The sequence below is a fragment of the Streptomyces sp. NPDC088124 genome (assembly GCF_040685895.1).
In the GTDB taxonomy this organism is placed as follows: domain Bacteria; phylum Actinomycetota; class Actinomycetes; order Streptomycetales; family Streptomycetaceae; genus Streptomyces.
On the sequence record NZ_JBFBJB010000035.1, the window covers coordinates 39,584 to 65,364 of the forward strand.

At 74.3% G+C, this 25,781-nt stretch carries 17 protein-coding genes; 16 read left to right on the forward strand and 1 reads right to left on the reverse strand.

Going from position 1 to position 25,781, the window contains the following annotated elements; translation table 11 throughout:
• Nucleotides 1-201: 201 nt before the first annotated feature.
• A complete protein-coding gene (locus AB0P17_RS26900) occupies nt 202-3,633 on the reverse strand; it encodes a CHAT domain-containing protein (RefSeq protein WP_365814501.1) in 3,432 nt (1,143 codons plus the stop codon).
• Nucleotides 3,634-3,953: 320 nt separating this feature from the next.
• Here AB0P17_RS26900 and AB0P17_RS26905 point away from each other — a divergent pair, with 320 nt between their 5' ends.
• The 16 genes from AB0P17_RS26905 (at nt 3,954) to AB0P17_RS26980 (ending at nt 25,406) form a co-directional block, all read left to right on the forward strand.
• Nucleotides 3,954-4,496 carry a hypothetical protein gene (locus tag AB0P17_RS26905; RefSeq protein ID WP_365814502.1) on the forward strand — a complete coding sequence of 181 codons (543 nt, stop codon included), beginning with the start codon at nt 3,954-3,956 and terminating at the stop codon, nt 4,494-4,496.
• A 133-nt stretch (nt 4,497-4,629) separates the two neighbouring features.
• Nucleotides 4,630-8,124 (forward strand): CHAT domain-containing protein, encoded by a 3,495-nt coding sequence (locus tag AB0P17_RS26910; protein WP_365814503.1) that lies wholly within the window; start codon nt 4,630-4,632, stop codon nt 8,122-8,124.
• On the forward strand, nt 8,121-8,828 hold the full coding sequence (locus AB0P17_RS26915) for a hypothetical protein (protein WP_365814504.1): 708 nt from the start codon (nt 8,121-8,123) through the stop codon (nt 8,826-8,828). Before AB0P17_RS26910 ends, AB0P17_RS26915 begins: the two co-directional genes overlap by 4 nt.
• Nucleotides 8,828-9,514: an RES family NAD+ phosphorylase gene (locus AB0P17_RS26920; protein WP_365814505.1), complete on the forward strand. Its 687-nt coding sequence runs from the start codon at nt 8,828-8,830 to the stop codon at nt 9,512-9,514. Before AB0P17_RS26915 ends, AB0P17_RS26920 begins: the two co-directional genes overlap by 1 nt.
• Nucleotides 9,511-9,795: a hypothetical protein gene (locus AB0P17_RS26925; RefSeq protein WP_365814506.1), complete on the forward strand. Its 285-nt coding sequence runs from the start codon at nt 9,511-9,513 to the stop codon at nt 9,793-9,795. Before AB0P17_RS26920 ends, AB0P17_RS26925 begins: the two co-directional genes overlap by 4 nt.
• A complete protein-coding gene (locus AB0P17_RS26930) occupies nt 9,788-10,558 on the forward strand; it encodes a hypothetical protein (protein ID WP_365814507.1) in 771 nt (256 codons plus the stop codon). Before AB0P17_RS26925 ends, AB0P17_RS26930 begins: the two co-directional genes overlap by 8 nt.
• Nucleotides 10,555-11,466, forward strand: a complete 912-nt coding sequence (locus AB0P17_RS26935; protein WP_365814508.1) for a protein phosphatase 2C domain-containing protein — start codon at nt 10,555-10,557, stop codon at nt 11,464-11,466. Before AB0P17_RS26930 ends, AB0P17_RS26935 begins: the two co-directional genes overlap by 4 nt.
• Before the next feature lie 2 nt (nt 11,467-11,468).
• Complete coding sequence (locus AB0P17_RS26940) at nt 11,469-12,563, forward strand: hypothetical protein (protein WP_365814509.1); 1,095 nt, start codon at nt 11,469-11,471, stop codon at nt 12,561-12,563.
• Nucleotides 12,560-13,345 carry a 4Fe-4S single cluster domain-containing protein gene (locus tag AB0P17_RS26945; RefSeq protein ID WP_365814510.1) on the forward strand — a complete coding sequence of 262 codons (786 nt, stop codon included), beginning with the start codon at nt 12,560-12,562 and terminating at the stop codon, nt 13,343-13,345. Before AB0P17_RS26940 ends, AB0P17_RS26945 begins: the two co-directional genes overlap by 4 nt.
• Entirely contained in the window at nt 13,342-14,796 is a 1,455-nt protein-coding gene (locus AB0P17_RS26950) for a hypothetical protein (RefSeq protein ID WP_365814511.1), read from the forward strand. The genes AB0P17_RS26945 and AB0P17_RS26950 overlap by 4 nt, the downstream gene beginning before the upstream one ends.
• Nucleotides 14,784-16,946 (forward strand): AAA family ATPase, encoded by a 2,163-nt coding sequence (locus AB0P17_RS26955; protein ID WP_365814512.1) that lies wholly within the window; start codon nt 14,784-14,786, stop codon nt 16,944-16,946. Before AB0P17_RS26950 ends, AB0P17_RS26955 begins: the two co-directional genes overlap by 13 nt.
• Complete coding sequence (locus tag AB0P17_RS26960) at nt 16,943-19,018, forward strand: Hsp70 family protein (protein WP_365814513.1); 2,076 nt, start codon at nt 16,943-16,945, stop codon at nt 19,016-19,018. Before AB0P17_RS26955 ends, AB0P17_RS26960 begins: the two co-directional genes overlap by 4 nt.
• Complete coding sequence (locus tag AB0P17_RS26965; protein ID WP_365814514.1) at nt 19,018-20,208, forward strand: hypothetical protein; 1,191 nt, start codon at nt 19,018-19,020, stop codon at nt 20,206-20,208. The genes AB0P17_RS26960 and AB0P17_RS26965 overlap by 1 nt, the downstream gene beginning before the upstream one ends.
• A complete protein-coding gene (locus tag AB0P17_RS26970) occupies nt 20,205-22,703 on the forward strand; it encodes a GTPase-associated protein 1-related protein (protein WP_365814515.1) in 2,499 nt (832 codons plus the stop codon). Before AB0P17_RS26965 ends, AB0P17_RS26970 begins: the two co-directional genes overlap by 4 nt.
• A gap of 6 nt (nt 22,704-22,709) precedes the next feature.
• Nucleotides 22,710-24,260 (forward strand): hypothetical protein, encoded by a 1,551-nt coding sequence (locus AB0P17_RS26975; RefSeq protein ID WP_365814516.1) that lies wholly within the window; start codon nt 22,710-22,712, stop codon nt 24,258-24,260.
• A 66-nt stretch (nt 24,261-24,326) separates the two neighbouring features.
• Nucleotides 24,327-25,406, forward strand: a complete 1,080-nt coding sequence (locus AB0P17_RS26980) for a hypothetical protein (RefSeq protein WP_365814517.1) — start codon at nt 24,327-24,329, stop codon at nt 25,404-25,406.
• The last annotated feature ends 375 nt before the right edge of the window (nt 25,407-25,781 follow it).

Genomic DNA, 25,781 nt, shown 5'->3' on the forward strand with positions numbered 1-25,781 from the left:
AGCCGGCGGTCACCTCAGGCCCGGTATCCGACAGCTGTCGGGCGAATCCCGCGTACCGCGCTCGGCAGCTGACGGCCGAGGGGGCACGGTCGGGCGCGCCCGCGAGCCCCGGGCAGCGCGGTGGGCCGAGATGCCGCCAACTGCGTGGAGAATCAGCGGGGTTGGTTCCCCGGCCGGGCGGAGATCTCCTTCTGGGCCATCTCAAACGGGCTGCCGACCTTCGCCGCTGTCCGAGAAGGCGCCGGTCGTGGCGGGACCCGGGTGGCCCTGGTGGATGAAGGGCGCCCAGTCGGCCGGGTGGTTCAGTCGCGGGCCCTTGTTCAGTTCGTCGAGCAGGTCGCTGCCGAGCGATCCCGGGTTCTCGCGGTGCGGGTCGAGCATCCACATCTGCGCCGCTCTGAGCGCGTCGACCGGGCTGCGGTTCTCGACGGACACGTAATGGTGGAACACGGCCATCATGAGAGCCGAGGCGGAGTCACGGGTGGCCCACCGGGAACCCACCACGTCGCGCGCGCCGCTCGTCACGAAGGCGGTCGTCAGGGTGAGCGCCTCGTCGTGATCGCGGGTGCTCAGGTCCGTCTGGCAGGCACTGAGCACGACCAACGGTCCGTCGTCGGCGTCCGCTCCGGCCGGCTGGCGGCCGAGGAGCCGGGAGACGGTGAGCAGGCCGGCGTCCGGTCCCGTGCCGGGCCCGGCCCCGTCCGGTGCCGCTTCGGAACCGTCCTCCGGGTACGCCAGTTGCAGCGCCGACGCCGTCGGGCTCGTACCGGCGGAGCCGTGGCAGGCGACATGGAGCACGGAGGGTGTACCGGCGAGCACGTCGAGCAGGTCGTCCGGGGTTCCGGGGGCCTCCGGTTCGACGGGGAGGTCGTACAGGTCCCCGTACAGCCGTGCTCCCGGATACAGCGACCGGTGGAGCGCCGCGACCTCCAGCTCGACGTGCGGCAGACTCATGCTGGGATCCGCCACCAGCACCGGATCGGCGGCGGGGGCGCGCCGGGCGCGGTGGACCGTGTCGAGGAACTGCCGGCCGGATGCCGCGTAGCTGAACACCATCGCCTGGCACGCGTACGTGTGCGGTGCCCCGGCGGGCAATCGTGCCGCGTGCCACGGGACGATGCCGAGACGCCCGCACGGCACCAGCACGATCCTCGGCGGGCCCGAACGGTCCCTGCGCCGCTCCCCATTGGCGGCGAGCCGTTCGGCGACGCCGCTCATGACGGGCACGATCACCGCTCCGGTCGCCCAGTCGCACAGCTCGGCGAGGGCTTCCTCCCACTCCTGCTCGGCGGTTGCGTCGCGGGGCAGGGACTGGTGCCGGGCGGCCGCGTCGACATAGCGCTCCAGAGGGCCGCTGTGCTCGCCGGAGAGCAGGGGCAGCGCCCGTACACCTGTGCCGGTGTCCGGGCCCACCACGATCGCCATGCCCGGCGTGGTGTCCTCGCCGGCCAGCAGATAGACCAGCGCGTCCGCCTCGCCCGCCGCGACCCCGGCCTTGAGCTCCTCCACCGTGGGCGTCCGGAACAGCGCGCCGCCCGGATCCCTGTGACCGAGCGCCACCAAGGCGCGGCGCCGCAGGGAACTGGGCAGTTCGCGCGGGAGCACACCGGGCTCCCCGTCACCGGCGGCGCCCGTGGCCCGCCACTCCCGGGCGAGGTCGTGGTGGCCCCCGGACTCCAGCAGGTCCGGAACGGCCCGCGAGGTGGACGCCGCTTGCAGCACCAGCGCCCGGCCCAGCTCCAGCGCGGTCACCGCCTCCTCGGCGCGGCCCTGGGAGGCGGCCCACACGGCGGCCCGGATGCCGCGGTCGGCTCCGGACCGGGCGGTCAGCAGACCGTGGTCGGGGCCGGCCTGGAGTACGACGTCACCAGCGAGAGCCTGGAGGGACTCCAGCGCCGCGTCCGTGGCGGCGTCCCGGTCCGCCGGGTCCCGGGTGCGGTCCAGACGGAGGCGGTGGTTCTCCGCGAGCTGCCAGAGCGCGGGGGCGGCGATCTGCGGGGAACGTCCCTGGCGGACGTGGTCGCGGACCCGCTCCAGTTCCCCGATGGCTGCGTCCAGATCGGCCGGATCCTTGGTGACGGAGTGCCGCAGCGTCGCCGCCAGAGCGGAGAGAAAGCGGGTCTCCGCGGAGGCGTCCGCGGGGGGAGATGTGTACCCGGGCAATGTTTCCGGTGTCCCGCCCACGACGGCCCGTGCGGTGAGCAGCCCGTCCCTGAGCGCCGTGAACAGCGTGTCGGGGACGCCGTAGGAGGCGGCGGTCATGGAGGCCAGGGTCTCTTCCTGGTGGGCGAAGCCGCGCAGGAGCGTTCCGGTGTCCCGAGTGTGCGCGCCGAGGCTGGTCAGCGCGTTGCCGAGCGCGAGCCGCACCACCGGGAGGAACGGGTGGTCTGCCGGGACGGACCGCTCCAAGGATTCCAGTTCGTCCACCAGCGCCGCGAGGTCCTCCCCGGACTCCGCCTCCTCCGCCTCGGTCACCCGGGCGAGCAGGTTCAGTGCCTGGTTTCCGATGAGGAGTCCGGAGGCGCCGGGGTCGGCGGCCGCCTGCTGCTCGAAGTGCTCGGTGACCCGCCGCGCGTGGCCGCGGGCCACGTCCGTGTCCTGGTGGCTGCCGCCCAGTGGCCGACCCACCTGCAGCATGAGCCGCATCAGGTTCTCGATCTCGGGGGCTTCGTCGTGGCCTTCCGGCAGCCGGTCCAGGTTCGTGCCGAGCCGCCGCAGCGCCTGGCTGACCTGCTCCGGGTCGCCGGTGCGCAGGGCGTCCATGGGCCCGAGCAGCGCGGTCAGCCAGGAGCCGAGCGCGGTGGTGTCCGACTCCGGGGCGGGGGTGGTCGCCGACGAGACCGCGGGGGGCTCCGGAGGCGTGGGGGCCGCGGCGGGTTCCGGAGAGGCGGGGGCCGCGGGGCTTCCAGGAGAGGCGGGGGGAGCGGGGTTTCCAGCGGTCTCCGGGTTTTCGGGCATGTCCTTCGACAGTTCCAGAAGCAACCGGAGGTGGTCGGTGAACGGAAGGTCCGCGGGCAGCATGTCCAGCAGCGTCCGCGGGTCGGAGAGGCCCGAGCGTGACACGTACGACAGCAGTTCCCCGGTCTGCCCGAGCTTCTTCCGCACCTCCGGTGGCACCGGCAGCCGGGCGGCCTCCTCGGCCAGCGCGGCCAGCCTTGCCGCCTCTTCCTTCGGCACGCCCGCGCCCGGTTTGATCGCCTGGTCGAAGATGGGCCAGAAGTCCGGGGCGGCACTCGGCGTGCCGAGCGGTACAGACAGGTCCGTCACCGTGAGCAGGAGCATCGCCGCCCACTGCCTGTCCTGCTCCGTCACCGCCTCGCCGGACGGCGTCGAGGGGTCCCGCGCCTCGTTCAGCAGGCGTTGCGCGCGCTCGCGGTCCTCCAGGGTGCCGTTCCCGGTGGTGTACCGGACGGCGAGCAGGGCGCCGAGGCGCAGGGTGACCACGCCCAGCAGTTCGCGGTCGTGATCCAGGAGGTCCCGCAGGCCCGTCAGTTCGGCCACCGGGCCGTCGAAGTCCCCCGCGGACACCGTCCCGTCGTGCGTCCCGGAGATCAATGGGGCCGCCCGCCTGATCGCGTCGGCGGCCCAGAGCCGCAGTCCCCGGACGCCTCCGCCTGCCTCGTCGCTCACCATGCTCGTGTGTCCCCCTGTTCCCCGCGGGTGGTTCCGTACCCGCCGGCTCCCGTGGGCTCATGATGGCTCGTCGGCCGGTTCTCCGGTACGGCGCACGCGCCGACTTCCGTGAGACGACCGGAAATCGGCCAGGCGACGCCCCGGGGCGCGGTGTGGAGTCCTGGGCGTCCCGATGCCAGGGTGGTCGGAGGCGGGGCGAACACAGGGCGTCGTCCGGGCCGGGTGTTCACCCCGGAGGGGCCCCGCTGCTTCGATGGTGGTGTGCGGGAAGGGCGGAGCGCGCGGAGCATCGGCTGAAGTGGCCGAAGGCTGGAGGAGAGGTGGACCTCGGTGGCGTGACCGCTCCGGTGGCCGCGGTCGTCGGAGTCGTCGGAACGCTGCTGTCCGCGTTGCTGACCCAGCGCGCGGCGGACCGCGGTCGGCGGCGCGAGCAGGAGCGCGTGGAGCGGCTGCGGGAACAGCGCGGTGAGGTCCAGGAACGGTGGGCCTGCTACGTGGCGCTCAACACCGCGGGCCGGCAGTATCTGGCCGCGCTCACCGACCAGTTGCACGCACTGGGACGTGCCGAGGAGCTGGGTTCCGTACGGCAGCGGCTGACCGAGGCGCGGGACCGGTACCGGGACGTGTACGCGGAGGCCCAGATGCGGTTGCCGCAGCGGGTGCTGGAGCACGCGGGCCGCGTCAGCCACGGCCTGGGCACGGTGTACGGCATGGTCCGGCGGCTGGACGACGGAGCCCCGAGACAGGGGGACGGGCCCGCAGCCGTGCAGGCGGGGATCGACGCGCTGTGGGAGCGGTTGCGGGAGATGCGGCGGGAGATGCGAGCCGATCTGGGCGTGTCCCGGGCGGATTCCGGGCGTTGAGCACGGAATACGGGCGGAACGGCCACCGGGGGCGAGACGGGTCGGCATAGTACGGATCGGCGGTGCGGTGGCCGGTGGGGTGGGCCGATGCCCGTACGTGATCGAGGTGAGCGAGCGGGGGAGGCAGGTGCCGATGGGCGACGAGGAGACCGGCGGTGTGCTGGGCCTGCGTGCGTGGGCGGCGGACGCGATGGGGCGGGCGAGGCGGTTGGTGCCGGGCGTGGTGACCGGTGCGTTGCCGCCGCCGGACCACGACGCGGCCGTCGCCGAACTCGACGGCCTGGTCCGTCTCCTGCACGACGATCCCGGCCCGCGCGCTGCGGTGAGCGTGTGGCTGGCAGGGGCGCTGACGCTGCGACACACCGTGGGGGGCGGTGCGCCGGCCGACCGGGAGCGCGCGGAGCGGCTGCTGCGGGAGGCACGGGACCGGCGGACGCCGCTGGGCGCGGCGGTGAGCGACGAGGACCGGCGGTGGGCGGCGCTGTTCCTGCTGCCGCATGTGGTGCCGCTGTGGCCGGGGCAGGTCGCGCCCGGGGCGCTCCCCGACCTCTCCGCCCTCCTGGAGTGGGTCGTACGGATGGGCCCCGCCGGGACGGCGGCCGCGGCGGCGGAGGCCGAGGCGCTGACGGCCGAGGTGACGGAACTGCCGCTGCCGCCCGCGTTCCTCGACGAGTTGCGCCGGATACGGGGCCTGCTCGACCTGCCCGCCGGTGCCGGGCTCGCCGGCCTGCTGACGGGCATGGCGCCCGCCGGAACACCGGCGGCCGACCGGATACGGCACCTGACGAAGCACCTGTTCGGCTCCCACGGCACTCCTTCGACGCCACCCGCGGGCACCTCCGGTGCGCGCACCTCCGGCGTGGGCGAACCGGGCGGGCCGGCGGCCGGGGGGAACGGGGCGGATGGGGCGGACGGGCGAGGAGGAGAGCCCGGCACCGGTGAATCCCCGCCCCCGCGGCCCCCGCTCGGCCTCGATGACATGCGCCGGCTCGCCGCCGCGCTGGGGGGTGTCGCCGAAACCACCGCCGGGCTCGACCACGTGCTGAGGCAAGGCGGCCCCGAAGGGCTCGACCGACTGCTCGCCCGGCTGGGTTCGGTCCAGGACACGCCGCTGCCCGGCCTGGACGCGACGTCCGCGACGGAGAGCCTGAGAGCGCTGCTGCTCGCCGTCAGCCCCGCCGTCGGCGGCACCTTCCAGGACCGGGCGGCGGGCCGGGCCCACCTCGACACGGTCGTGGCGCACATGGAGGGAATCGCCGAGTCGCCGCCCCCGGGGACGGGCGACCCATCCGTGCTGGGCCGCGCGTTCGCCACGTTCAGCCGGGTTCTCGAAGCCGGGGAGACGGAGGACGCCGAACGGCTCCGCGAACTGGTCGAGGAGGCCGAGGCGCTGGAGCGGAGCGTGTCCGAGGACCACCCGTACCGCTTCGCGGTGCTCTCCTGCCTCGGCGCCGCCTACGGCCGGCTCGGCGCCGTCACCGGCGACACGGAGATGGTCCTGCGCTCCCTGCCGTACACCGAGCAGGGCATCACCGGTGCCAAGGACAGCGGGCTGCCGTTCGCCGGCGGACCGTCCCTGCCCGATGTGTCGATGCCGGACCTCGGCCTGCTCCGCGCGGGCCTCGCCGGCGAACGGGTGGCGGTGTCCGGGGATCTCCCGCCCGAGCCTCCCGAGGGCGCCTCGGCGGAGGAACTCGACGCCCACGCGGCCTCCCTGGGCATGCGCCTCTCCCACAGCCGGGACCCGGCCACCCTCGGCGCCCTGATCCATGTGCTGGAGCGGATCCGCGCAGAGGTCCGGCAGGGCAGGGGACAGCGGATCGCCGCCGACGCGCTGTGGCGCCTGGCCGAGGCGTACCACCTGCGCCGGGTGCAGAGGGAGGACACGGAGGACACCGCCTGCGTGGACGCCGCCCAGGAGGCCCTGGCCGCGCTCGCCGCCGACGTCCTCCTGCAGGCCGGGGCGGAGCACGGACTGCTGGCGGCCCGCTCCGGGGCGAGCCGCAGCCTGCGGGCCGCCCGCTGGGCGCTCACGCTCGGGCGGGTGCACGAGGCCTTGGCCGCTCTGGAACTGGGCCGGGCCCTGGTGCTGCAGGCGGCCGCCACCTCGTCGGCCGTGCCCGAACTGCTCGCCGCGGCCGGACACCACGAACTCGCCGAGGCCTGGCGGGCGGCCGGCTCGCGTGGCGCCGGGCCTGCCGAGGAAGCGGGCGTGCCCCGCGAACTGCCCAGTTCGCTGCGCCGCCGGGCCCTCGAAGCCCTCGGTCGGCGGCAGGGGGACGGCGGCCCGCTCGCCACCCCCACGCTCGCCGAACTCGCGGACGCCGTCGCCGAGTCCGGCGCGGACGTCCTCGTCTATCTGATCCCCGGCGAGGGCGAGATGCCCGGGATGGTGCTCGCGGTCGGGCGCGACCTCGGCGCCGGAGTGGGCGCGCTGCCTCTGCTGTCCGAGGCCGGGAGCGGTCCGCTGGAACGCTACATCGACGCGGCGGACGCCCGCGGCCACGGCCCGGACCGCGACCCGGCCGCCGAGCGGGCCTGGGAGGACGCCCTCGGGACACTGTGCGACTGGGCGTTCCAGGCGCTCGGCCCGGTCCTCGCCGGTCTGGAGGAGCGGCTCCTGGCCGCCGGAGGCATCGACGGCCGGCCGCTGCGGGCCGTCCTGGTGCCCTGCGGACGCCTCGGTATCGTTCCCTGGCACGCCGCGCGCTCCCCGGGCGACGCGCCCCGTCATCTGTGTGAGACGGCGGTCATCAGCTACGCCGCGTCCGGCGGCCAGTTCCTGCGCACGGTGCGGCGCGCGCCGCGCGACCCGGCGGCCGCCCCCGTCCTGGTGGCCGACCCGACCATGGACCTGGTCCACGCCGACGTCGAGGTCAGAGCCTTGCGGGACGCCTTCTACCCGCGGGCACTGCTGTGCGGGGAGGTCTTCGACGAGCCCAAGGAGAGGCTGACCGCCGCGACGCCCGACGAGATCCTCGCGCGGCTCGCGGGCGGAGCCTCGCTGCTCCACGTGGCCACGCACGGATCGGCGGGCACGCGGCCCACGGTCTCGGCCCTGAGTCTCGCCGCCCCCGACGGCGCCGGGGGCGCCTCCGCCGCCGAGGCCGTGACGGACGCCGCACCGGGTCCCGGCTCGCTGACGGTGACCCGGTTGCTCGACCGCACGGACCCGCGGCACGGCCCGGCGGACGGTGCGCCGGACGGCCCGCTGGTCGTGCTGAGTGCCTGCGAGACAGACCTGAGCAACCGTGACCACGACGAGGCACTGACGCTCACCACGGCCTTCGTCTCCGCCGGAGCGCGGGATGTGGTCGGATCGCGCTGGACGACGGTGGACAGCGCCTCGGCGCTGCTGATGGCGGTCTTCCACCACCACCTGACCGTTGACGGGCTCAGCCCCGTCGACGCGCTCCGGGCGGCGCAGCTGTGGATGCTCGACCCGCACCGCGAGAACCCGGGCTCGCTCGGCGGCGAGCTGCTGCGGGAGATGGAACGCCCCGGACTCGACCGCGTCCCGCTGTGGGCGGCCTTCGTCCACCAGGGACATCCGGGCCCGAAGGAAGCGAGGACACGGACCATGACGGACGGTACGACACACGGCCCGACAGAAGGGGGGAACACGTGAACGACGACGGTACGGGCGCGAGCCGCGGTGGAACGGAACGGCTGCTCGCCCTGATCGGCGAGTACCGGGACACCGTCAGGGACGCGCTCGACGACGAGCAGTACGCGCTGCTGCTCGCCAGACTGGCCGCCCTCGCCGACGCGGCGCCCGACGACACGAGGGCGGTCCGCCGGGCACTGCAGGGTGTACGCCTGGCGCTGCTGCCGCTGCCGCTGGACCATCCGGTGCGCGCCGCGCTGGACTCCGTACGCCTGGTCGCGGCGCCGCCCGGCCCGTCCGCCGTGGCGGGAGCACGGGAACTGATGGCGCGTCTGGTGATCCCGGAGCCGTCTCCCGGCACCGTGGCCGGAGGTGCCGACGGCGACAGCGCGCAGGACCAGCTCCTGAGGGCGCCGGCCCTCTCCGGCGACGAAGCGCGGGCACGGTGCGGCGACACGGCACCACCCCCCGAGCTGATCAGACTGACGGACGCCGGGGGCGGCGACCGCTACCCGGAGTTCCAGTTCGGTACGGGAGACGGCAGCCCCTGCGCGGTGGTCCTCGAGGTCAACCGCGTACTCCTCGCCGACATCGACCCCTGGGGCGCCGCCGCCTGGTGGCTCAGCGGGAACAGCTGGCTGGGCGGAACCCCCGCGTCGCTCCTCGGCAGGCTGCCCGACCGGGAACTGGTGGGCGCGGCCACGGCACTGGCGGAGGGAGACTGATGAACAGCTTCTTCCCCATGACACCGCTGGAGCTGTCCCCCAACCGGCAAGTGGTCCCGGCGGGCACGGAACTGTGGCGGGTGCACAAGTCCACGTACGCGCCGGACCAGTTCAACCCGACCCTCGCGGACGTCCACGACCACCGCGCGGGCAGCCGCTTCGACGGCACGGCGCTGGATCCGTACCACTCCCTGTACCTGGCGGCCGACCCGACCACGGCCCTCGCCGAGAGCGTGCTGCGGTCGCGGCCCTTCGACCCCCGGTACAGCATGCGCTACATCCCCTGGATCACCGTACGGGGGCGGTCGTTGAGCGCCCTGCGGACCAGGTGTGACCTGAGCCTGGTCTCGCTCATCGGGGAACGGGACCTGGCCGCCGTCTGCCAGGACTCCACGCTCCTGGAGGACGAGCGCAACTATCCGCAGGCCAGGCGGTGGGCGAGCGAGATCCGCGCACAGACGCCCGACATCGTGGGCCTCGTCTGGCAGTCCCGGCGCAACCGGCCCCAGCACGCCCTGGTGCTCTTCCACGACCGGTTCGGTGACTGCGGTGGCTGCGACGGCAAGCCGCTGGAAGTACTGCTGGACGGCGGGATCGCGGATCTCGGCTCCGACGCCGGAGTGGACCGGGCGAACGAGCTTCTCGAACCGCTCCGGTCGGAGATTTCCCGGCCGGTCCGCCCGTGACGAGGCCCGGGATGCGGGAGTGGGCTCTCGGGGCGCGGGGCCGGATCGTCACCTGGCCGGCGCCCGACGCCTACGTACTGGTCGAGGGCGTGCTGCTGCGCATGGGCACGGACATCCCGGGGATGGCACCGGGAACGGAGGTCGTCGTGGGCCTGGACGCCGAGGGGCGGACTCTCGTCGCGCACGGGACCACCCCGGGGGAGCGAGGACGGGTGGACCGGGGACGCCCGAGGACGGGTGGGCCGGCGATCCGTGAGGACGGGGGGCCCGGCGATGAGTGAGTACGGCTTGGGGCTTGCGGAGGGCTACGACGAACGGCAGCCCGTCGTCCTGCTCCTCGATACCTCCGCCTCCATGGGGCGCCCCGCCCACAGTCCGCGCATCGACGAGCTCAACGACGCGCTCGAGCGCTGGTTCGACGGGGTCAGGGCGGAGCCGAGGCTGCGCGCGCGGGTGGAGGTCTGCCTGATCGGCTTCGACTCACAGGTGCGGGTCTTCGACCCCGTACGGGAGGTGCTGGTGCCGGTCGGGGAGGCCACGGCCGACCGGCTCTTCGTACCGGTGGACCGGATGCGCCCGCCTCGGCTTGAGGCCGCCGGGCTCACCCGTATGACGGAGGCCGTGGAGACCGCGCTCACCCTCGCCGGGGAGCGCTACCGGGCGCTGCAGGCCCGGCGTGTCCAGGTGCGGCGGCCGTTCCTGTGGGTGCTGACGGACGGCGCTCCGAGCGACGCCGACGGACGGCGGATGGAGCCCGCCGCCCTGGCCGGTACGGCCGAGAAGGTGCGCCGTGGTGAGGAGCGGGGCGAGTGCGTCCTCCAGGCCATCGGGGTGCGCGGCGCCGACCTGGAACTGCTCCGCGTCCTCGCGCCGAAGGCCGCACTGATGCTGGAGGGCCTGGACTTCGGACAGATCCTCGACCTGCTGTTCCAGAGCTCGGACCGGATCGGCGCGGTCCAGGCCGCCGACGAGATCCATGGCCAGGTGGCCGACCTGGCGGAACGGCAGCGGAGGTTGCGACAGCTTGAGGAGAAGTACCAATGATCGTCGCGGGGGCGGCCGTGCAGGGCACCGGGCACCTGGCGGCGGGGCAGGGCTGCCAGGATGCCTTCAAGGCGGTCGGCCCGGGCGCCCTGAAGGCGGTCGGACCGGGAGCCGCGACGGTGCTCGCCGTCGCGGACGGCGCCGGTGGCCGGGAGCGCAGCGCGCTCGGCGCGCACATCGCCGTCGACACGGCCTGCCGCGTCCTGGCCGAAGACGTGCCGGTCTCCGGGGACTCCCCGGAGACATGGACACGATGGACCGCCGCGGCCGGCGCCCGGGTGGTCGCGGAGTACCTGCGGACGGTGACGGCCCTGCTGGAGACGACGGTTCCGGCACACCCGGCGGACGCCCCGCACGCGCCGCACGCCGACGTCGGCGCCCTCGCCGCCACCCTGGCCGCGGCGGTCGTCCGGTTCCCGTGGGTGGCGTTCGTCTCGGTCGGTGACTGCTTCGGCACGGTGCTCACCCGCGAGACCGACGGCGCGGGTGCCGGTGACGGTCCCGGGCGCCGAGCCCCTGCCGGTGCGGACACCGGTCGCGATTCCGGGACCGAGCAGTGCCATCTCGTCCTGCCGCCGCCCGGGTCCGGGAGCCCCGGGCCCGTCTTCCTCTCCTCGCCCGGCGCCGCGCTGCGCGTGCGCTCGTTCGTGGTGTGGGAGCCGGAGCTCAGCGGAGTCGTCCTGGCCACCGACGGCTGCGCCGCGCTGACCCTCGACCATCCCTCGGTGCGCGGACTTCCCCCGGAGGCGGGACCGTTGCCGTCCGCACGGTTCTTCTGCGGGCTCGCCGCCACCCTCCGCGCCAACGGGGGCGACGCCGAGCCCCTGCGTGCCCTGCTCTCCGGACCGGGGGCCGCACGCACCGGCGACGACCTGACCGTGCTGTGCGCCCTGGTCGACGGGGAGTGACGATGGCTCTCACGGTGGTGTCCGGCACCGGACGCGAGTGGCGCCTGACCGAGCGGATCGGCAGCGGCTCGGAAGGCGTTGTGTACGGCGTCGACGACACCCGCCCGCTGGTGGCCAAGCTCGTCCTCGACCCGCCCGACCCCGCGGCCTACCGTCGCCGTGTAGCCCGGCTGGTCCGGCAGCGCCGCGAGCCGCGCACGGTGCGGCTGCTCTCCGTGACGCCGCCGAGAGTCGCCTGGCCGATGGTCGGAGTACGCACCGCAAGCCCGGGCGCCGACGGGATCGACGGCTATGTGATGACCGACATGCGCCACGCCCACCGGCCGTTCGCCCACCTGCTCACTCCGTTCGCCCGCCAGGCCCCGCTGCCCCGCGCGACCTGGGCGACCGCGCTGTCCGTCGCCCGCTCCCTCGCCCGCCTCCTCGCCGATCTGCACACCGAGGGCTATGTGGTGGGCGACCTCAAGCCCGACAACCTCTGGGTGGACGGCCGGGGTGAGATCGGCATGGCGGACGTGGACTCCTGGCAGTTCACGGACGGCGGTGAGCTGTTCCCCGGGCGGATGAGCACCGCCGGCTACACCGCACCCGAACGGATCGGCGCGCCCGCCGGCACCCCACCGGACCGGAGTTCCGACGACTTCGTGCTCGCCGTCCTCGTCCACCAGTTACTGATGGGCGGACTCCACCCCTTCGCCGGGCACCCCGCGGAGGGCGGCGCCTACCTCTCCTACGACGACAACGTCCTGCACGGGCGGTGCCGCCTCCTCGACCGTACGTCCGTGCTGCTGCCCCGTGCTGTACCACCTCTCGACCTGCTGCCCCGGCGGCTCATGGATCTCCTGCGCGCCGCCTTCGGCGGAACCCGTCCCACGGCGGAGGCCTGGGTAGAGGCACTGGCCTCCGAGACGGCCCCGGGACGGCTGCGGACCTGTGCGGCGAACGCGCTGCACGTGCACACGGTGGAGCGGCCCTGGTGCCCCTGGTGCGATCTGGCCGAACGGTCCGGCGGGACGAAGACCGCGGCCCGGTCGGCGACGGCGGAGGCGAACGCGGCAGGACCGAGGCGGCCGGGGAGATGGGGGAGGCCGGAGTGACGCGGGTGACCGGGGCGATGGAGGAGGCCGGGGTGACGGAGATAACCGGAGCGATGGGGGAGCCGGAGGGGACGGGGATAACCGGAGCGATGGACGAGCCGGAGGGGACGGGAGAGGCCGGGGCGACGGAGGTGTCCGAGGCGCCGTTGCTCTCCGTGGCCCGCAGGCTCGACCACTGCACCGTCCTCGGCCCGGGGACCCGTGCCGTGATCTGGGTCCAGGGTTGCCCGCTGCGCTGCCGCGGCTGCGTGGCGGCCGAGACGCTGCCCTTCGAGGGCGGCACTGCCTCCGCCGTGGACGAACTCGCCGACTGGCTCTGCGGGCTTCCCGGTGTGGAGGGCGTCACTCTCTCCGGCGGCGAACCCTTCAGCCAGGCCGCGGCCCTGGTGGCGCTGCTCGACGCCGTGCGCGCGCGCCGGCCCGGCCTCAGCGCCATGGCGTACTCCGGACACCGGTACGAGGCCCTGCGCGAGGGCGGCCCGGACCGGCGCGCCCTGCTGCGGCGCCTCGACCTCCTCGTCGACGGACCCTACGTGGCCGCACGCCACGGCAGTCTGCGCTGGCGCGGCTCGGCCAACCAGCGCATCGTCGCCCTCACCGGCCGCTACGCGCACCTGGCGTCCGAGCCCGACCTCAGCGCGGGTGTCGAACTCTCGCTGGAGGCCGATGGATCGCTCTCCTGGGCCGGGGTGCCGCCGACCCCCGGGTTCCGGAAGGGCTTCGAGGAACAACTCGCGGGGCGGGGCTTCGTGCTGCGCACCCAGGCACGGAGGGACACATGAGCGGATCACCGAAGTACAGCACCGTCACGGTCGCCCCCGCCTACCGGCGGCGCGAGGAGCAACGGCGCCGCGAGCAGCGGGAGGCACGCCGCCGACGGGAGGAGCAGCGGGCCAGGGCGCGCGCCGAACTCGCCGCCAGACGGGCTCGGGAGGCGGCCGCCCGCCGGGAGCGGGCCAGGGCCGTGGCCGAGCGCGCGAAGGCCGGGCGGGAGGCCCGCCGGGCCACCGAACGGCAGGCCCACGCCACGGGCCTGGGCCGGGAGCAGGCCGGTGCCGACGCGCGCCGCCTCGACGAGGTACGCGACCTGCTCGGCCGGGTTCGGGCGTCCGATGACGGTGCACTCGTCGGCGAACTGAACATGCTGGAGGAGCAGCTGCGGGGCAGGGTCGGAGGCGCGGAGCAGCTCGGCGGGCCGATCGAGGAACTGCGCGGGCGCGTCGTCCTGTTGAGCAGGCGAGGAGACGACCGCGAGCGGGACACCGGCCCCGGCACCGTCCTGGCCGGCTGCGAGCGACGGCTCGCGGAGCTGGGGCCGGACGCGGCGACGCAGGACCCGGAGGGCCGGCAGCGGTGCGTGGAACTGCTCGACCGGCTGCGCGCCCTGTCCGGACCGGACGACCGAACCCGTTTCGAGGCGCTGCTCGGCACGGTGGAGCACGCGCTGACCCGGCATGCGGCGACCGCCGCGCAGCGCGTCGAGGACGGACTGCGCCGTGACCGGGAGGTGCGCGAGGCGCGGGCCGCGGACGAGGCACGTGACGACGAACGTGCCGTGGCCGAGGAGGCGGAGCGCGAGCGCCTGGCGGCCGAGGAAGAACGCCGGGCGGCGGCGCTCGGCGAGGCGGCCGACCGGCTCGACATCGTCCGGCGGTCCGCGGGCGACGCGGCGGACGAGGCCCGCGAACTCGCCGACCCGGAACTCGCCGGACGCATCGAGGAGGCTCTGCGCACCGTCACCGCGCGGCTCGGAGCGGGCGCGGCGGACGAGGCCCTCACCGCGGTCGCGGCCCTGGAGGAACTGCTCCCGGAGGCGGAGGCCCGGCTGGACGAACTGCAATTGGCCCATACCCGCCGGATGGATCTCGGGCAGGCACTGCAGGACGCCATGTTCGGCGAGGGGTTCGCCTTCCTCGGCGGCGAGGACCACGGCGAGCGACTCGTCCTGCGCTTCGAGCGGCCCAGCGGCGCGAGCTACGAGACGACCATCGCCACGGACACCGGCGGCACACCCGTACTCGTCTACCACGTGGACGGCGAGCCCGACGTGACCCTGGAGCCCGCGCCCGAGGGCGCGGTCTGCGACCGCACGGAGGACCTCCTGGACCGGGTGCACGAGGTGGTCGGCGGGCAGGACGGTTTCGTCCCCGGTGAACTCACCTGGCAGGGCAAGCCCCCGTCCCGGGAGGCCAAGAAGGTGCCGGGCACGGAGGAGTGGCGGTGGACGCGGTGAGCACGGTCGACTGGGGGAAGCGGGCGAACGGCGTCGGCGGCACGGCCGCGGGGCCGGCCGCACGCCCGGCACACTCGGGTGACACGGCCCGGGACGGCGAGCCGGCCGCCGCGGACGGCATGATGCCGCTGTGGGCCGTTTCCCTCGGCTGGGAGCTGCGGCGCGGGCGCCAGGTGATCCTGAACGGGCAGATCAGGGACCGCTGGTGGTTCGAGGACCGGCCCGCGTCCTTCCGCCAGGTCGTCGCCGGAACGCTGGAGACGCGCGGCGCGGACGTGGTCGGCTGGTGGGACCCGGTCGGCGGGCTCACCTTCCCGCTGCCCGGCCATGCCGAACGCTTCGACCGCCTGAACTCCGGTCCTCCCGCCGCCGATGGCACGCGCGGCGCCACCACGCCGCCGGTCACCCCACCCGACGGCTCCCGCGGTACCACCGCGCCGGCCACTCCGCCCGACGGCCCGTCCGGCCTGTCCGGGGGACACCGCGGGGTGACACCCGACCCGGCGGAAGCGCCGGGTGACCAAGCGCCCCGTACGGCCCATTCCCGGCGCGGTGACGAGCGGCAGCGTGGCCGGGACCGCCTGCTGGCCCCGCGGACACCGGGGCGGCCCCGTACCTTCGACGACGTCGTCGCCACCGTGCACCGCCTCGTCGCCTCGCCCGACGCGGCCACGGCCTTCGTCTTCGAGGACGTCGACCACCACTTCCCGCCCGGCCGGCCCGACGCGGACCTGGGCTATCTGCGGCTGCGCGCCGCGATGACGGACGCCGTGTCCCCGCACACCGCCACCGGACCGGCCCCGCACGCCCGCAACGCCGTTCTCTGCGCGGTGGGTGACGTCGGACGGCTGCCCGGCTGGTTCCACCTGGAGGACCCGCGGATCGCCGCCCTGCACATCGGCCCGCCGGACCCCAGCGAGCGGCGCCTCTGGCTGACCTGGTTGCGACGGCACTTCAACGGTGACCAGGACGCGTCGCGTGCGGATCTGGAGGGCCTGGTCGGCGCGACCGACGGTATGGCGGGCTGGGACATCGAGGCCCTCGCCCGGACCTCGTGGCTGCGCAAGGTGCCCCTGGGCAAGCCGGACAAGCTGCTGGAGCAGCACCGGCTCAACGTGAGCGTCGACCCCTGGACCCAGCTCGACCGGGAGACCGTCGCGGGCGCCGCCGGTGTGCTCGGGGCCCGGGTGGTCGGCCAGTCCACGGCCGTGGACGCCGTGGCGTCGGCCCTCCAGGCCGCCTTCGTCGGCGTCGACTTCGGCAACTCGGGCACCGCCCGGCCCCGGGGCGCGTTCTTCTTCGTCGGACCCACCGGCGTCGGCAAGACCGAACTCGCAAAGTCCGTAGCCGAGTTGATGTTCGGTGATCAGGGCGCCTACGCCCGGTTCGACATGAGTGAGTACCAGCAGGAGCACGCTGCCGAGCGCCTCGCGGGCGCGCCACCGGGCTACATCGGCTACGAGCAGGGCGGCGAGCTGACGCGCAGGGTGCAGGAACGGCCGTTCAGCGTGCTGCTCTTCGACGAGATCGAGAAGGCGCACCCCAAGGTCCTGGACAAGTTCCTGCAGATCCTGGAGGACGGGCGGCTCACCGACGGACGCGGTCAGACCGCGTACTTCTCCCAGTGCCTGATCATCTTCACCTCCAACACGGGCGCCGAAGCGGTACAGGACCTGCTGAGCGAGCACGACGACGAGTTCCCCTACGCCGCGCTGGAGGCACACTTCACCAGGGCGGTGGAGGAGAAATTCCGGCAGATCGGCAGGCCGGAGATCTACGGACGGCTCAAGCCCGGCGTGGTCGTCTTCGACATGCTGCGCCGCGAGCACATCGTCCGGATCGCCGACCGGCTGCTGGGCCAGCTCAGCGAGTCGGTGCGGGAACGGCACCGGGTCGAGCTGGTCCACGACACGGACACCCTCCACCCGTGGATCACCGAGCGGATGTCGGACCCCGAGCACCAGGCGTACGGCGGACGGCAGATCCGCAACGAACTCGAACGGGTGCGCGCGGCCGTCGTACGCCACCTGCTGGAGCACCGGCCGGTCCCGGGCACCCGGATCCGGGCCGGCGTCACGGCCGACGGCACGGCGTGGGTCACGGCCGAAGGGACCGCGCCGACCGCGCGGGAGAGGGGCGGGGAAGCATGATCGGCATCGATCTCGGGCACCGATTCGGACGGATCGGACGGATCGGCCCCGACGGCGGCCCGGTCGTGACCGCGACCGGGCTCGACGGCACGGACGGCGTCCTTGATCCGCGGAGGGCGCTGCCTCTGCTGTTCGGCCCCGCCCCGGACCGCCCGGACGGCACGGCCGCCACCGGGGCCGAACCCGACCGGGAGGCGGTCCTCGGGCTTCCCGCGTCCGGCGGGCGGGAAGACGAACTGCGGCGCGCGGCCGAGAGCGCCGGGCTGGACGTCCTCCGCGTGGTGCCGGACCCGGTGGCCGTGGCGCTGCACTACGGCGCGGTCTCCGAGGGCGTGGACCGTACGGTGCTGGTGTGTGATCAGGGGGCGACGACGCTGGACCTGACCACCCTCGCCATCACACCCGACCTCACGGTGCGTGTCGTCCGGACTCGCAGCCATCCGCTGGGCGGCGACGACTGGGACGCGGCACTCGCCGCCGGTCTCGCCGGCCGACTGCCGGACGGGGTGGACGCGCGCCGGGCGGCGGAGGCTCTGCGGCGCGCGCTGGGCAGGTCGGACGCCGTCACGGAGACCGTCGTGGACCAGGCAGGGGGCCGGCACCGGCTGACCCTGGACCGCGCCGGCTTCGAGCGGGCCGTGGTGCCGCTGCGGGAACGGGCCCTGGCCGCCGTGACGGAGCAACTGACCACGCCGGGAACGGTCGTGGACACCGTCCTGCTGGCCGGCGGCCTGTGCGCGACGCCCGGCCGGCGGATGGAGATCGAGGAGCTGCCGGCGGCCCAGGGCCTGACGGTCCGCTGCCACCTGCCCGAACTCGCCGTCGTACGGGGGCTGCTGACGCTGCGCGACTTCGGTGTCCTGCGCATCGTCGACGGAGCCGTGCCCGGCCCGGCCCGGGCGGACGACCGGTACCTGTTGCCGGACGCCGCCACCGCCACGGCTCCCGTACCGGACCCTGGGCCGGACCCGGACCCCCGCCCGTGGCACCCACTGCCGGAGGACCCCGAGCCCGCGCACGGGGACGACTCGCCCGCCGACCGCGCCGACGGGCGCCCCGCCCCGCCCACGCCCCTGCGGACCGACCCGGTCGGCAGCCCCCGGAGCCCCGACCGCTCGAATCCGCCCGCGAGTTCGACCCCCCACTCGCCCCCGGGCCCGGCCCCGCACTCGCCCCCGGGCCCGGCCGCCGACCCGCGTCCGTCGGCCCCGGACACCGGCCCCCGGTCCGCGGTCCCCACGGCCTCCTCCACCTCCACTTCCACTTCCACTGTCCCCGGCCCCCGCCAGGCGCCGGGGGACTCTCGCCTGCCACCGCACGGCCACGAGCCCCCGCCGGACCCGTACGGCTCCCGTACCCCCGGCCCTTCCTCCCCCGACCCCGCCGATCCGCTCAAGGACCCGGCCACCGACCGCGCCACGGATCCGCAGGCACTTCTCGCCGTGCCGGTCGGGCAGCTTCAGGCACTGCGGCGCGGCGACCACCTCCTCGTCCTGTGGGCCTGGCCCGACGGCGCCCTCAGCTCCCGCGTCCGATGGCGCCGCGAGGGAGGCACCGCGGGGCCGGACGGCATGCCGAGGGACGGCGACATGCTGTGCCGGCGCCGTGTCTACGAGCACGACGGCGGCCTCGAACTGGCCGTCGGCCGGGGCGCGGTCACTCTCACCGTCGAGGCCCTCGTCGCGGCCCCCGGCGCGGACTGCGAGGGCGCCTCGTCGCTGGTCGTGCCCGCGGAGGCGCCCGTGGTGGAGTACGAGCCGAGCGTGCGCAGACGCCTCAAGGGCCGGGTCGCGTCGGTCGCCTTCATCTCCGCGACCGGCTGCGACCTGCCCGCCCTGCGCATCGTCCACAGCCTCGGCCGGTTCCGCCCCACGAGCACCGCCGAGGGGACCGTGCTGTACGAGGTGCCCGCGCAGCGACTGCCCGGCGGCACCCCGCTGACCGTGGAGTTCCCGCTGCCCGCCACCCGGGGTCCCTCCTGGCTGGTCTGCTTCCCGGCGGACGGCAACGCCGCCACCGATGCCGCCGTCGACATTCGGCCGACGGCGCTGCACAGACTGCGAGTGACGTGATGGCCAGACAGCTCACCTGCCCGTACTGCTACGAGAGCTTCGCCCCGCGCGAGATCCGCTTCCGCTGCAACAGCCGCCTCAGCCGTACCGGGAAGCAGTGCCCGCGCGTGCGCGACCAGGTGCTGGACGAGCGCAGGGGCCCGCGCCCGAGTCACGAGCTCGGCCCGGACTTCGCCGCGGACGGCCGCAGACCGACGGCCCCGTGCCCGGTGTGCGAGGGCGAGACCACCTACCGGATCTGCCCGGTGTGTCACTCGGAGCTGCCCGTCCAGTTCGGCAGGGTCGACAACCGCCTGATCGCCATGGTCGGCGCGAAGGCGTCCGGCAAGACCGTGTACATGACGGTGCTGCTGCACGAGATGCGGAACAGGGTCGGCGAGGCGTTCGGGGCCGCCCTGATGGGCCTCGACGATGCGACGATGCGCCGCTACAGCACCGACTACGAGGACCGCCTCTACCGCGACAACCAGATGTTCCCCGGCACCCAGACCGCCTCCACCAACCTCAACCGCGTGGACCCGCTGGTCTTCCGCTTCAGCATGGGCCGGCGCACCCTCCTCGGCGAACGCCCGCAGCACACCGTGCTGTCGTTCTTCGACACCGCGGGCGAGGACTTCAGCTCCCGGGAGAGCGTGGAGCTCAACACCCGCTACCTCACCGGCGCCGACGGCATCATCCTGCTGCTGGACCCGCTGCAGATGCCCGACGCCCGCGACGGCGCCCTGCCGGGCACGCCGATGCCGGGCACCGAGGGACTCGACGCGCCCATGAACCTCCTCTCCCGCGTCACCGGCCTCCTGCTCGCACCCCGCGGCGGCCGGTCCGCGCAGAAGATCGACACGCCGATCGCGGTGGTCTTCTCGAAGATGGACGCCTTCTGGCACCTCCTGGGATCCAGCAGCCCGCTGCGCGACCACGCGCCGCTCGGCGCCCGCTTCGACGTGGGCGACAGCCTCAGCGTCCACGAGGAGGTACGCAGGCTTCTCAAGGACTGGGACGGCGTTCAGATCGACCAGCTCCTGGAGAACCACTACACGCGCTACCGCTACTTCGGGGTCTCCGCCCTCGGCCGTAACCCCACCCCCGACGCCCGGGTCGCCCCCACCGGCATCCAGCCCTACCGGGTGGCCGACCCGCTGCTGTGGGTGCTCTCCGAGTTCGGTTCGGTGCCGAAGGCGGGGCGCGGATGACCGGCGAGGCCGCGCCCGGGCCGCCGGGCGGCCTCGCGGCCCACTTCCAGCAGCTGTACTACACCTCGTGCGAGCACGGGCTCACCGGCTTCTCCGGATTCCAGTTCAACGCCGTCAGCCCGAACGTCAGCGTCGAGACCCGCAACGCCGTGGAGGCCCTCGCAGGGTATGAACCGCCGCGCTCCATGGTGGAGTCGGAGACCCCAGAGCTCCTCGAACGCTGCCCGGTCAACCTCTGCTACCGGCCCTACGACCCCCAGGGCCGGACCGCCACCGCGCTGTCCGTGCGGTACGTGGGCCGGGACTCCGCCCGTCGCTTCGGCAACTACTTCGCCCACGCCCTGCACAGCGAGAACTTCCCCGCGGCCTGCGGCGGCATGCTGGGGATCGAGCTGTGGGACTCGCCGGTGTGGGCCGGCGCCGCGTCCCCGAGCACCGAGATCCCGGCGCTCGCCGCCACGCCCCCGCGCGGCACGCTCGGCGCCGGGGCGGTGCGCGACTTCGTCCGCGCCCACCCGCACGCGGAGCGGCTGCCGGAGCTGCTGGCCGCCGCGTTCGCCGCGCTCACCGAACACGGCTCGGTCGTACTGGTCGACGATTCGACCGACCGGATCGCGCACTGGTTCGCCGCCGTCTCGTACCTGCTGCCGCCCCCGCTCGCCCGCCGTCTCTCCTTCGCCACCTATGTCTTCCGGCCCGCCCGCAGCAGGCTGCACCTGATCGGCACGGTGCCCGAGGCACAGCTCGACTTCGGCACCGACGACGAGGCCGCCTACACCGTCTTCGATTTCTCCCGGGGCCGCTTCCCCGAGGTCGCCGTTCCCCGTCTGGTGCCACTGCTCACCCGGATCGGCGTGGGCTCCGTCCGGCCCGTCTGGTCCTGGGCGGCGGACTACGTCCACGGCCGGGAGGAGACACCGGACGACTGGCACGCTCCCGTCGCCGCGGCGGCGGCATCGGGCGGCATCGCCCTCACCGGCGCCGACGTACGCGCGGTGATCGGCTGGCTGCCCGACGCCGGCCACCTGGGGGCGCGGCGAGCCGCCGTCGCCGCCGACCTGCACCGCAAGCACCGGGACCTGGACGGCGACCAGTTGGCCACGCTCAGCGCCGCCGCGAAGGCCGGCGGAGACCTGTCCACGCATCAGGAGATCGAGGGGAAACTGCACGCGTCCCGGATGCGTGCCCACATGACCGGCGCCGAGGACGCCACCGAGCCCGTCCCGCTCACCGGCCCGGCGGAGCGCGAGCGGGCCACCGCCCTGTGGGAACGGCTGCTGCGGACCGAGGCCACCACGGCCCGGCAGCGGGTGCGGCTGCTGCTGTGGGCACAGGGCGCCCGCCTCGCACCGGCACCGGACGTCGTCGCACACGAGACGCTCGCCCTGGCCCGCACTCTGCTCGGCTCCGCCACCCCCGGCCCCGGTCTGCGGCGCGAGGTGACGGAACTCGTCCGCGGCATGCCGCGGATGCGGGAGGCCCTGGCCGAGGCGGTGCGGGAGACCCTGGAGAGGCGGGACGGGCAGGAGCAGCTCTTCACGCAGTTCCCCGCCGACCTGCTCGGTGAACGGGACCTGCGGAACCGTCCGCTGCTCCTGGAGTACCACTGGCGGGCCCGGGCCGAACGGGAACCCGCGCGCACGGTCGAGATCATGTTCGCGATCCTGGAGGTCCGCGGCAGGACCTCGCCCGACGCCGAACTGCTGGGCGGCCTGTGGCGGCACTCCTCACGGACCTGGACCCACCGGGAGGCCCTGCGGATCGCCCGCGGGCTGACCGGCTCGGGACACGTGGACGAGGCGGTCGGCGAGTGGTTCGACCGCGCGGTCAACCAGCGGATCGACCACGAGCCGGACCTGACGGCCTGTCTGGAACTGTGCGAAGCGCTCTCCTCACCCGGATGCTTCGCCTGGCTGCCGCCGACCGCACAGGAACGCGTGCGGATCATCCTCGAACTGGACCGGGCCCTGCGGGCGGAGCGCGAGGCCACCGAACTGGCTCGCGTGTTCAGGGCACCGGGCACCGCTCTGTGGACGGCACCGCTGGCACTGAGGCGGTACCGTCTCGTGCCGGCCATGCTCGCCCTGCCCGTCGACATCGGCCGGCTCCGCGGCGAGTTCCCGGACTTCGGCCACTCCCTCGCGGAGCAGTACCTGACGGCCGTACGCCGGGCGGCGACCGGCGGCGGACGGATCGACGACGTCCTGCTCGGCCACGTCGCCGCCGTGGCCACGCTGCCCACGTCCACCGGCCGACTCCCGCAGGCCCAGCAGGAACTCGTCCTCGAGATCCGCGGCCACACCGGCAGGTACTGGCGGACCGCCGACCTGAAGCGGCTGGAAGCCGCGGTACGCCCCCACCTCACGTCGCTCGCCGACTTCTACCGGGAGTGCGCCGAGGCCCGCCTGAGCGGCACACAGAAGCTGGCCCGCAAGGTGCGGCTGCCGCGCCGCCGCGGCAGCGACGGCACCCCGGGCGAGAAGAAGGGACGGTGACATCCGGTGGCCGAGATCATCGCCTGGGTTCTCGTACCGGCGCTCTACCTCGTCGCGCTCAGCGCCTACCTGGTGGTCGTCCCGGCCGTCGTGCTGCTGCGCGGACTCGCGCTGGCGACGGAACTCCTGTGGGGCCACGTCCGGCTGCTGATCGGCGTGGTGTACCGGCGCACCGCCGAGTTCCGGACCCTGCCGCCCCACCGTCCGCAGGACGAGGAGGTGAAGGCGTACCGCAACTACTTCTTCGGGCCGGGCTTCCGCGACCTGCGCCAGCTCCTCACACTGGAACGGCGGGCGTACGCCCGGACGACCGGTGACTCCTTCCGTACCGTGACCACCGGGCAGTTCGTCGCCCCGGCACGGCACCGAGCGCTCACCGTGCCGTACGGGCTGACGCTCTACCTGGGCCTGTGCCTGGGCGCCGTCCTGGCGCTGCCCGCGCTCGCCGCACTGCTGTCGCTGCACGGACTCGTCCTCCTCCTGCTGTCGGCCGGGGCGCGGCTGATCGCCGGTACCCTGCGAGCCGTCGACCGGGCCGTGTTGTGGGTCCGGCGGCTGCGCGACGGGATGCTCTGCCCGCACTGTTTCGAACGCGTCCCCTACCCGGCCTACGACTGCCCCCGTACCACCTGCCGGCGCCGGCACGCGGACATCCGGCCGGGCACCTACGGCCTCTTCCGGCGCCGCTGTGCGTGCGGCCAGGGCATGCCCACCCTGCTGATGCTGATGAGCAGGGACGCCCGCCTCCAGGCGTACTGCGTACATCCGCACTGCGGGAAGCCGATGAACACGGACGCCGGGCACATGCCCGAACTGGTCCTCCCGCTGATCGGCGGACGGGCCGCCGGCAAGACCCAGCTGATGGCTGCGATGCTCCTGGCCCTGGAGAACGCGGCGTCCGGAGGCGGCCCGGCATTCACCCTCGCCGACGACGACTCGAACGCCAACTACCAGGTGCTGCGCGAGGTACTGCGGATACGGGGCCACACCCTCGCCACCCAGACGGCGCTGCCCCGCGCGCACTCCTTCGTCCTCGGCACGGGCCGCTCCCAGCGGTTGGTCCATCTCTTCGACACGGCCGGCGAGCGGTTCGTCGACCGAGACGGGACGGACGCCCTGCGCTACGCCCGGGAGGCCCGCACCTTCGTCTTCGTCCTGGATCCGATGTCGGTGAAGGCGTTCTGGACCTCACTGGAGCCGGCGCCGGGCCCACTGCTGGACCGTACCCTCGCCTCGACGGTCGACCCGGAGGAGGTCTTCGGCCGATCCGTCCAGGCGGTGGCCGCGATGGACGCGCCGCTCAAGCGCTCCCGTCTGGCCGTCGCCATCAGCAAGACGGACCTGCTCGTCGAGCATGGCCTGGTGCCCGACCGGCTCGACGACAGCGCCCGCGCCCGCGCCTGGCTCAGCGACGGCCTCGGCCTGCGCAGCCTCGTCCAGGCGATGGAACTGGACTTCCAGGAGGTCCGCTACTTCTGCACCGCCGCGGTCGCCGACGAGGACAGCCAGGTGGACGCCAGCATCGTCCGGTTCGTCGACTGGTGCCTGCGGGACTGACGAAGGCACCGGCCCACGTCCCGGACCCGCTTGTCCGCGGGCGAAGCGCGATGCCATGGTGAACGCATGGCATCCCCCCTTTCTGAGTCCGCGTCACTTCTGGCTGAACTCAGAGAAGTCAGGCGCGCGGGGCTGGTCCGGCTGCGCGGGCGCGCCCTGCCGGCCCTGGAGTCGGCCGCGGAGAAAGCGTTGACCGCGACTGCCGCCCGCAGTCCCGGCGCGGCCGTGGAGGCGCTGCTGCGGCTCGCCGCCTCGCGTCTGGACGCGGGCACGCTGCGCACCGCCGCCGAATACACCCTGGGGCTGGCTCAGGGCACCCGGGACTGGCCGGCGTCCTCACGCCGCGCCCGGGCGGCCTCGGTGTACGGCGTGAGCGTCGAGCGCTTCCGCAAGGACCACGAGGTGATGGTCCTCGGACAAGTCGCCGAGCACATCCTGCGGCTGGTGTCGCAGGGGACGGAGGCGGGCAGCGCGGAAGAGGGCGAGTGGGGGGCCGGCACCCACCGGTTCGTCCAGGTCCGGGCCGGCGGCCGGCGGGCGAGGCTCACCCTCCATATGCACCCCGTGGACCTGCTGCGGGACGTGGACGTGATCGTCTCTCCCGCCAACGTCCACCTCGCGCTCCCCGAGCGGTACAAGTCGTCGGTCGCCGCGTCGCTCCGCCGCGCGGCCGCCGTGCGTGGCGTGACCGGTGACGTGCGGGACGACCCGCTCCACGACGAGCTGCGCACCTGGGCCGCCCGGCAGGGGACCGCGGGACGCCCGGTGCTGCCCGGCACGGTGGCCGCCACGGGCTCGGGAGCCCTGGCCAGACAGGGGGTGCGGCGGATCTACCACGCCGCGATCGCCGTTCCCCGGGCGGGGACCAACGACTACGACGTGCTCCCCGCCGATGTCACCCGGGCCGTGTCCCGGGCCCTCACGCTACTGGCCGAGGAGCACGACCGCTACACGCCGCCGCTGCGCTCGGTGTGCTTTCCCCTGCTCGGCTCGGGGCGCGGCGGGCTGCCGTACCGCGTCAGTCTGGCCGCCGTATGGGCCGCCGTCGAAGCCGAGTTGGCGCGTGAGGCACCGTGGGACGTGCATTTCGTGGTGCGCGGTGCGGAGGCGGCGGCGCTGGTCGAGCGGATCCCGGCCGGGACATGACCGGTCGGCGACCGGTGTTCGCCCGGGAGACCCGGTGGAATGAAGGAACGCCCTTCCGCTCCGCGTGAAGAAGTACGGGGGCACGGGGGACGCGGAGTGGAAGGGCGGCCGCGAGCAGCCGGAAACCGCACCGCCGCGGAAGCATGGGTGCGGATCGGGAAGGGCCGGTCGACGGCAGTCTCCCGGACCGCACGCCCGCCGGTGCGCGACGTCTCCCATGAGGGACCACGCCGCCGGGCTCGTCATCCTGTGGAGGTAAACCCGTGGGCCGATGCGGCCCGAGTGGGGTGCCTGACAGGGTGACGTCCGTGCTTACGGGCCGTCAGACCGGGCTTCGTGACGCATCCGATGTTCAGGAACACTCCGGGGAGGGCC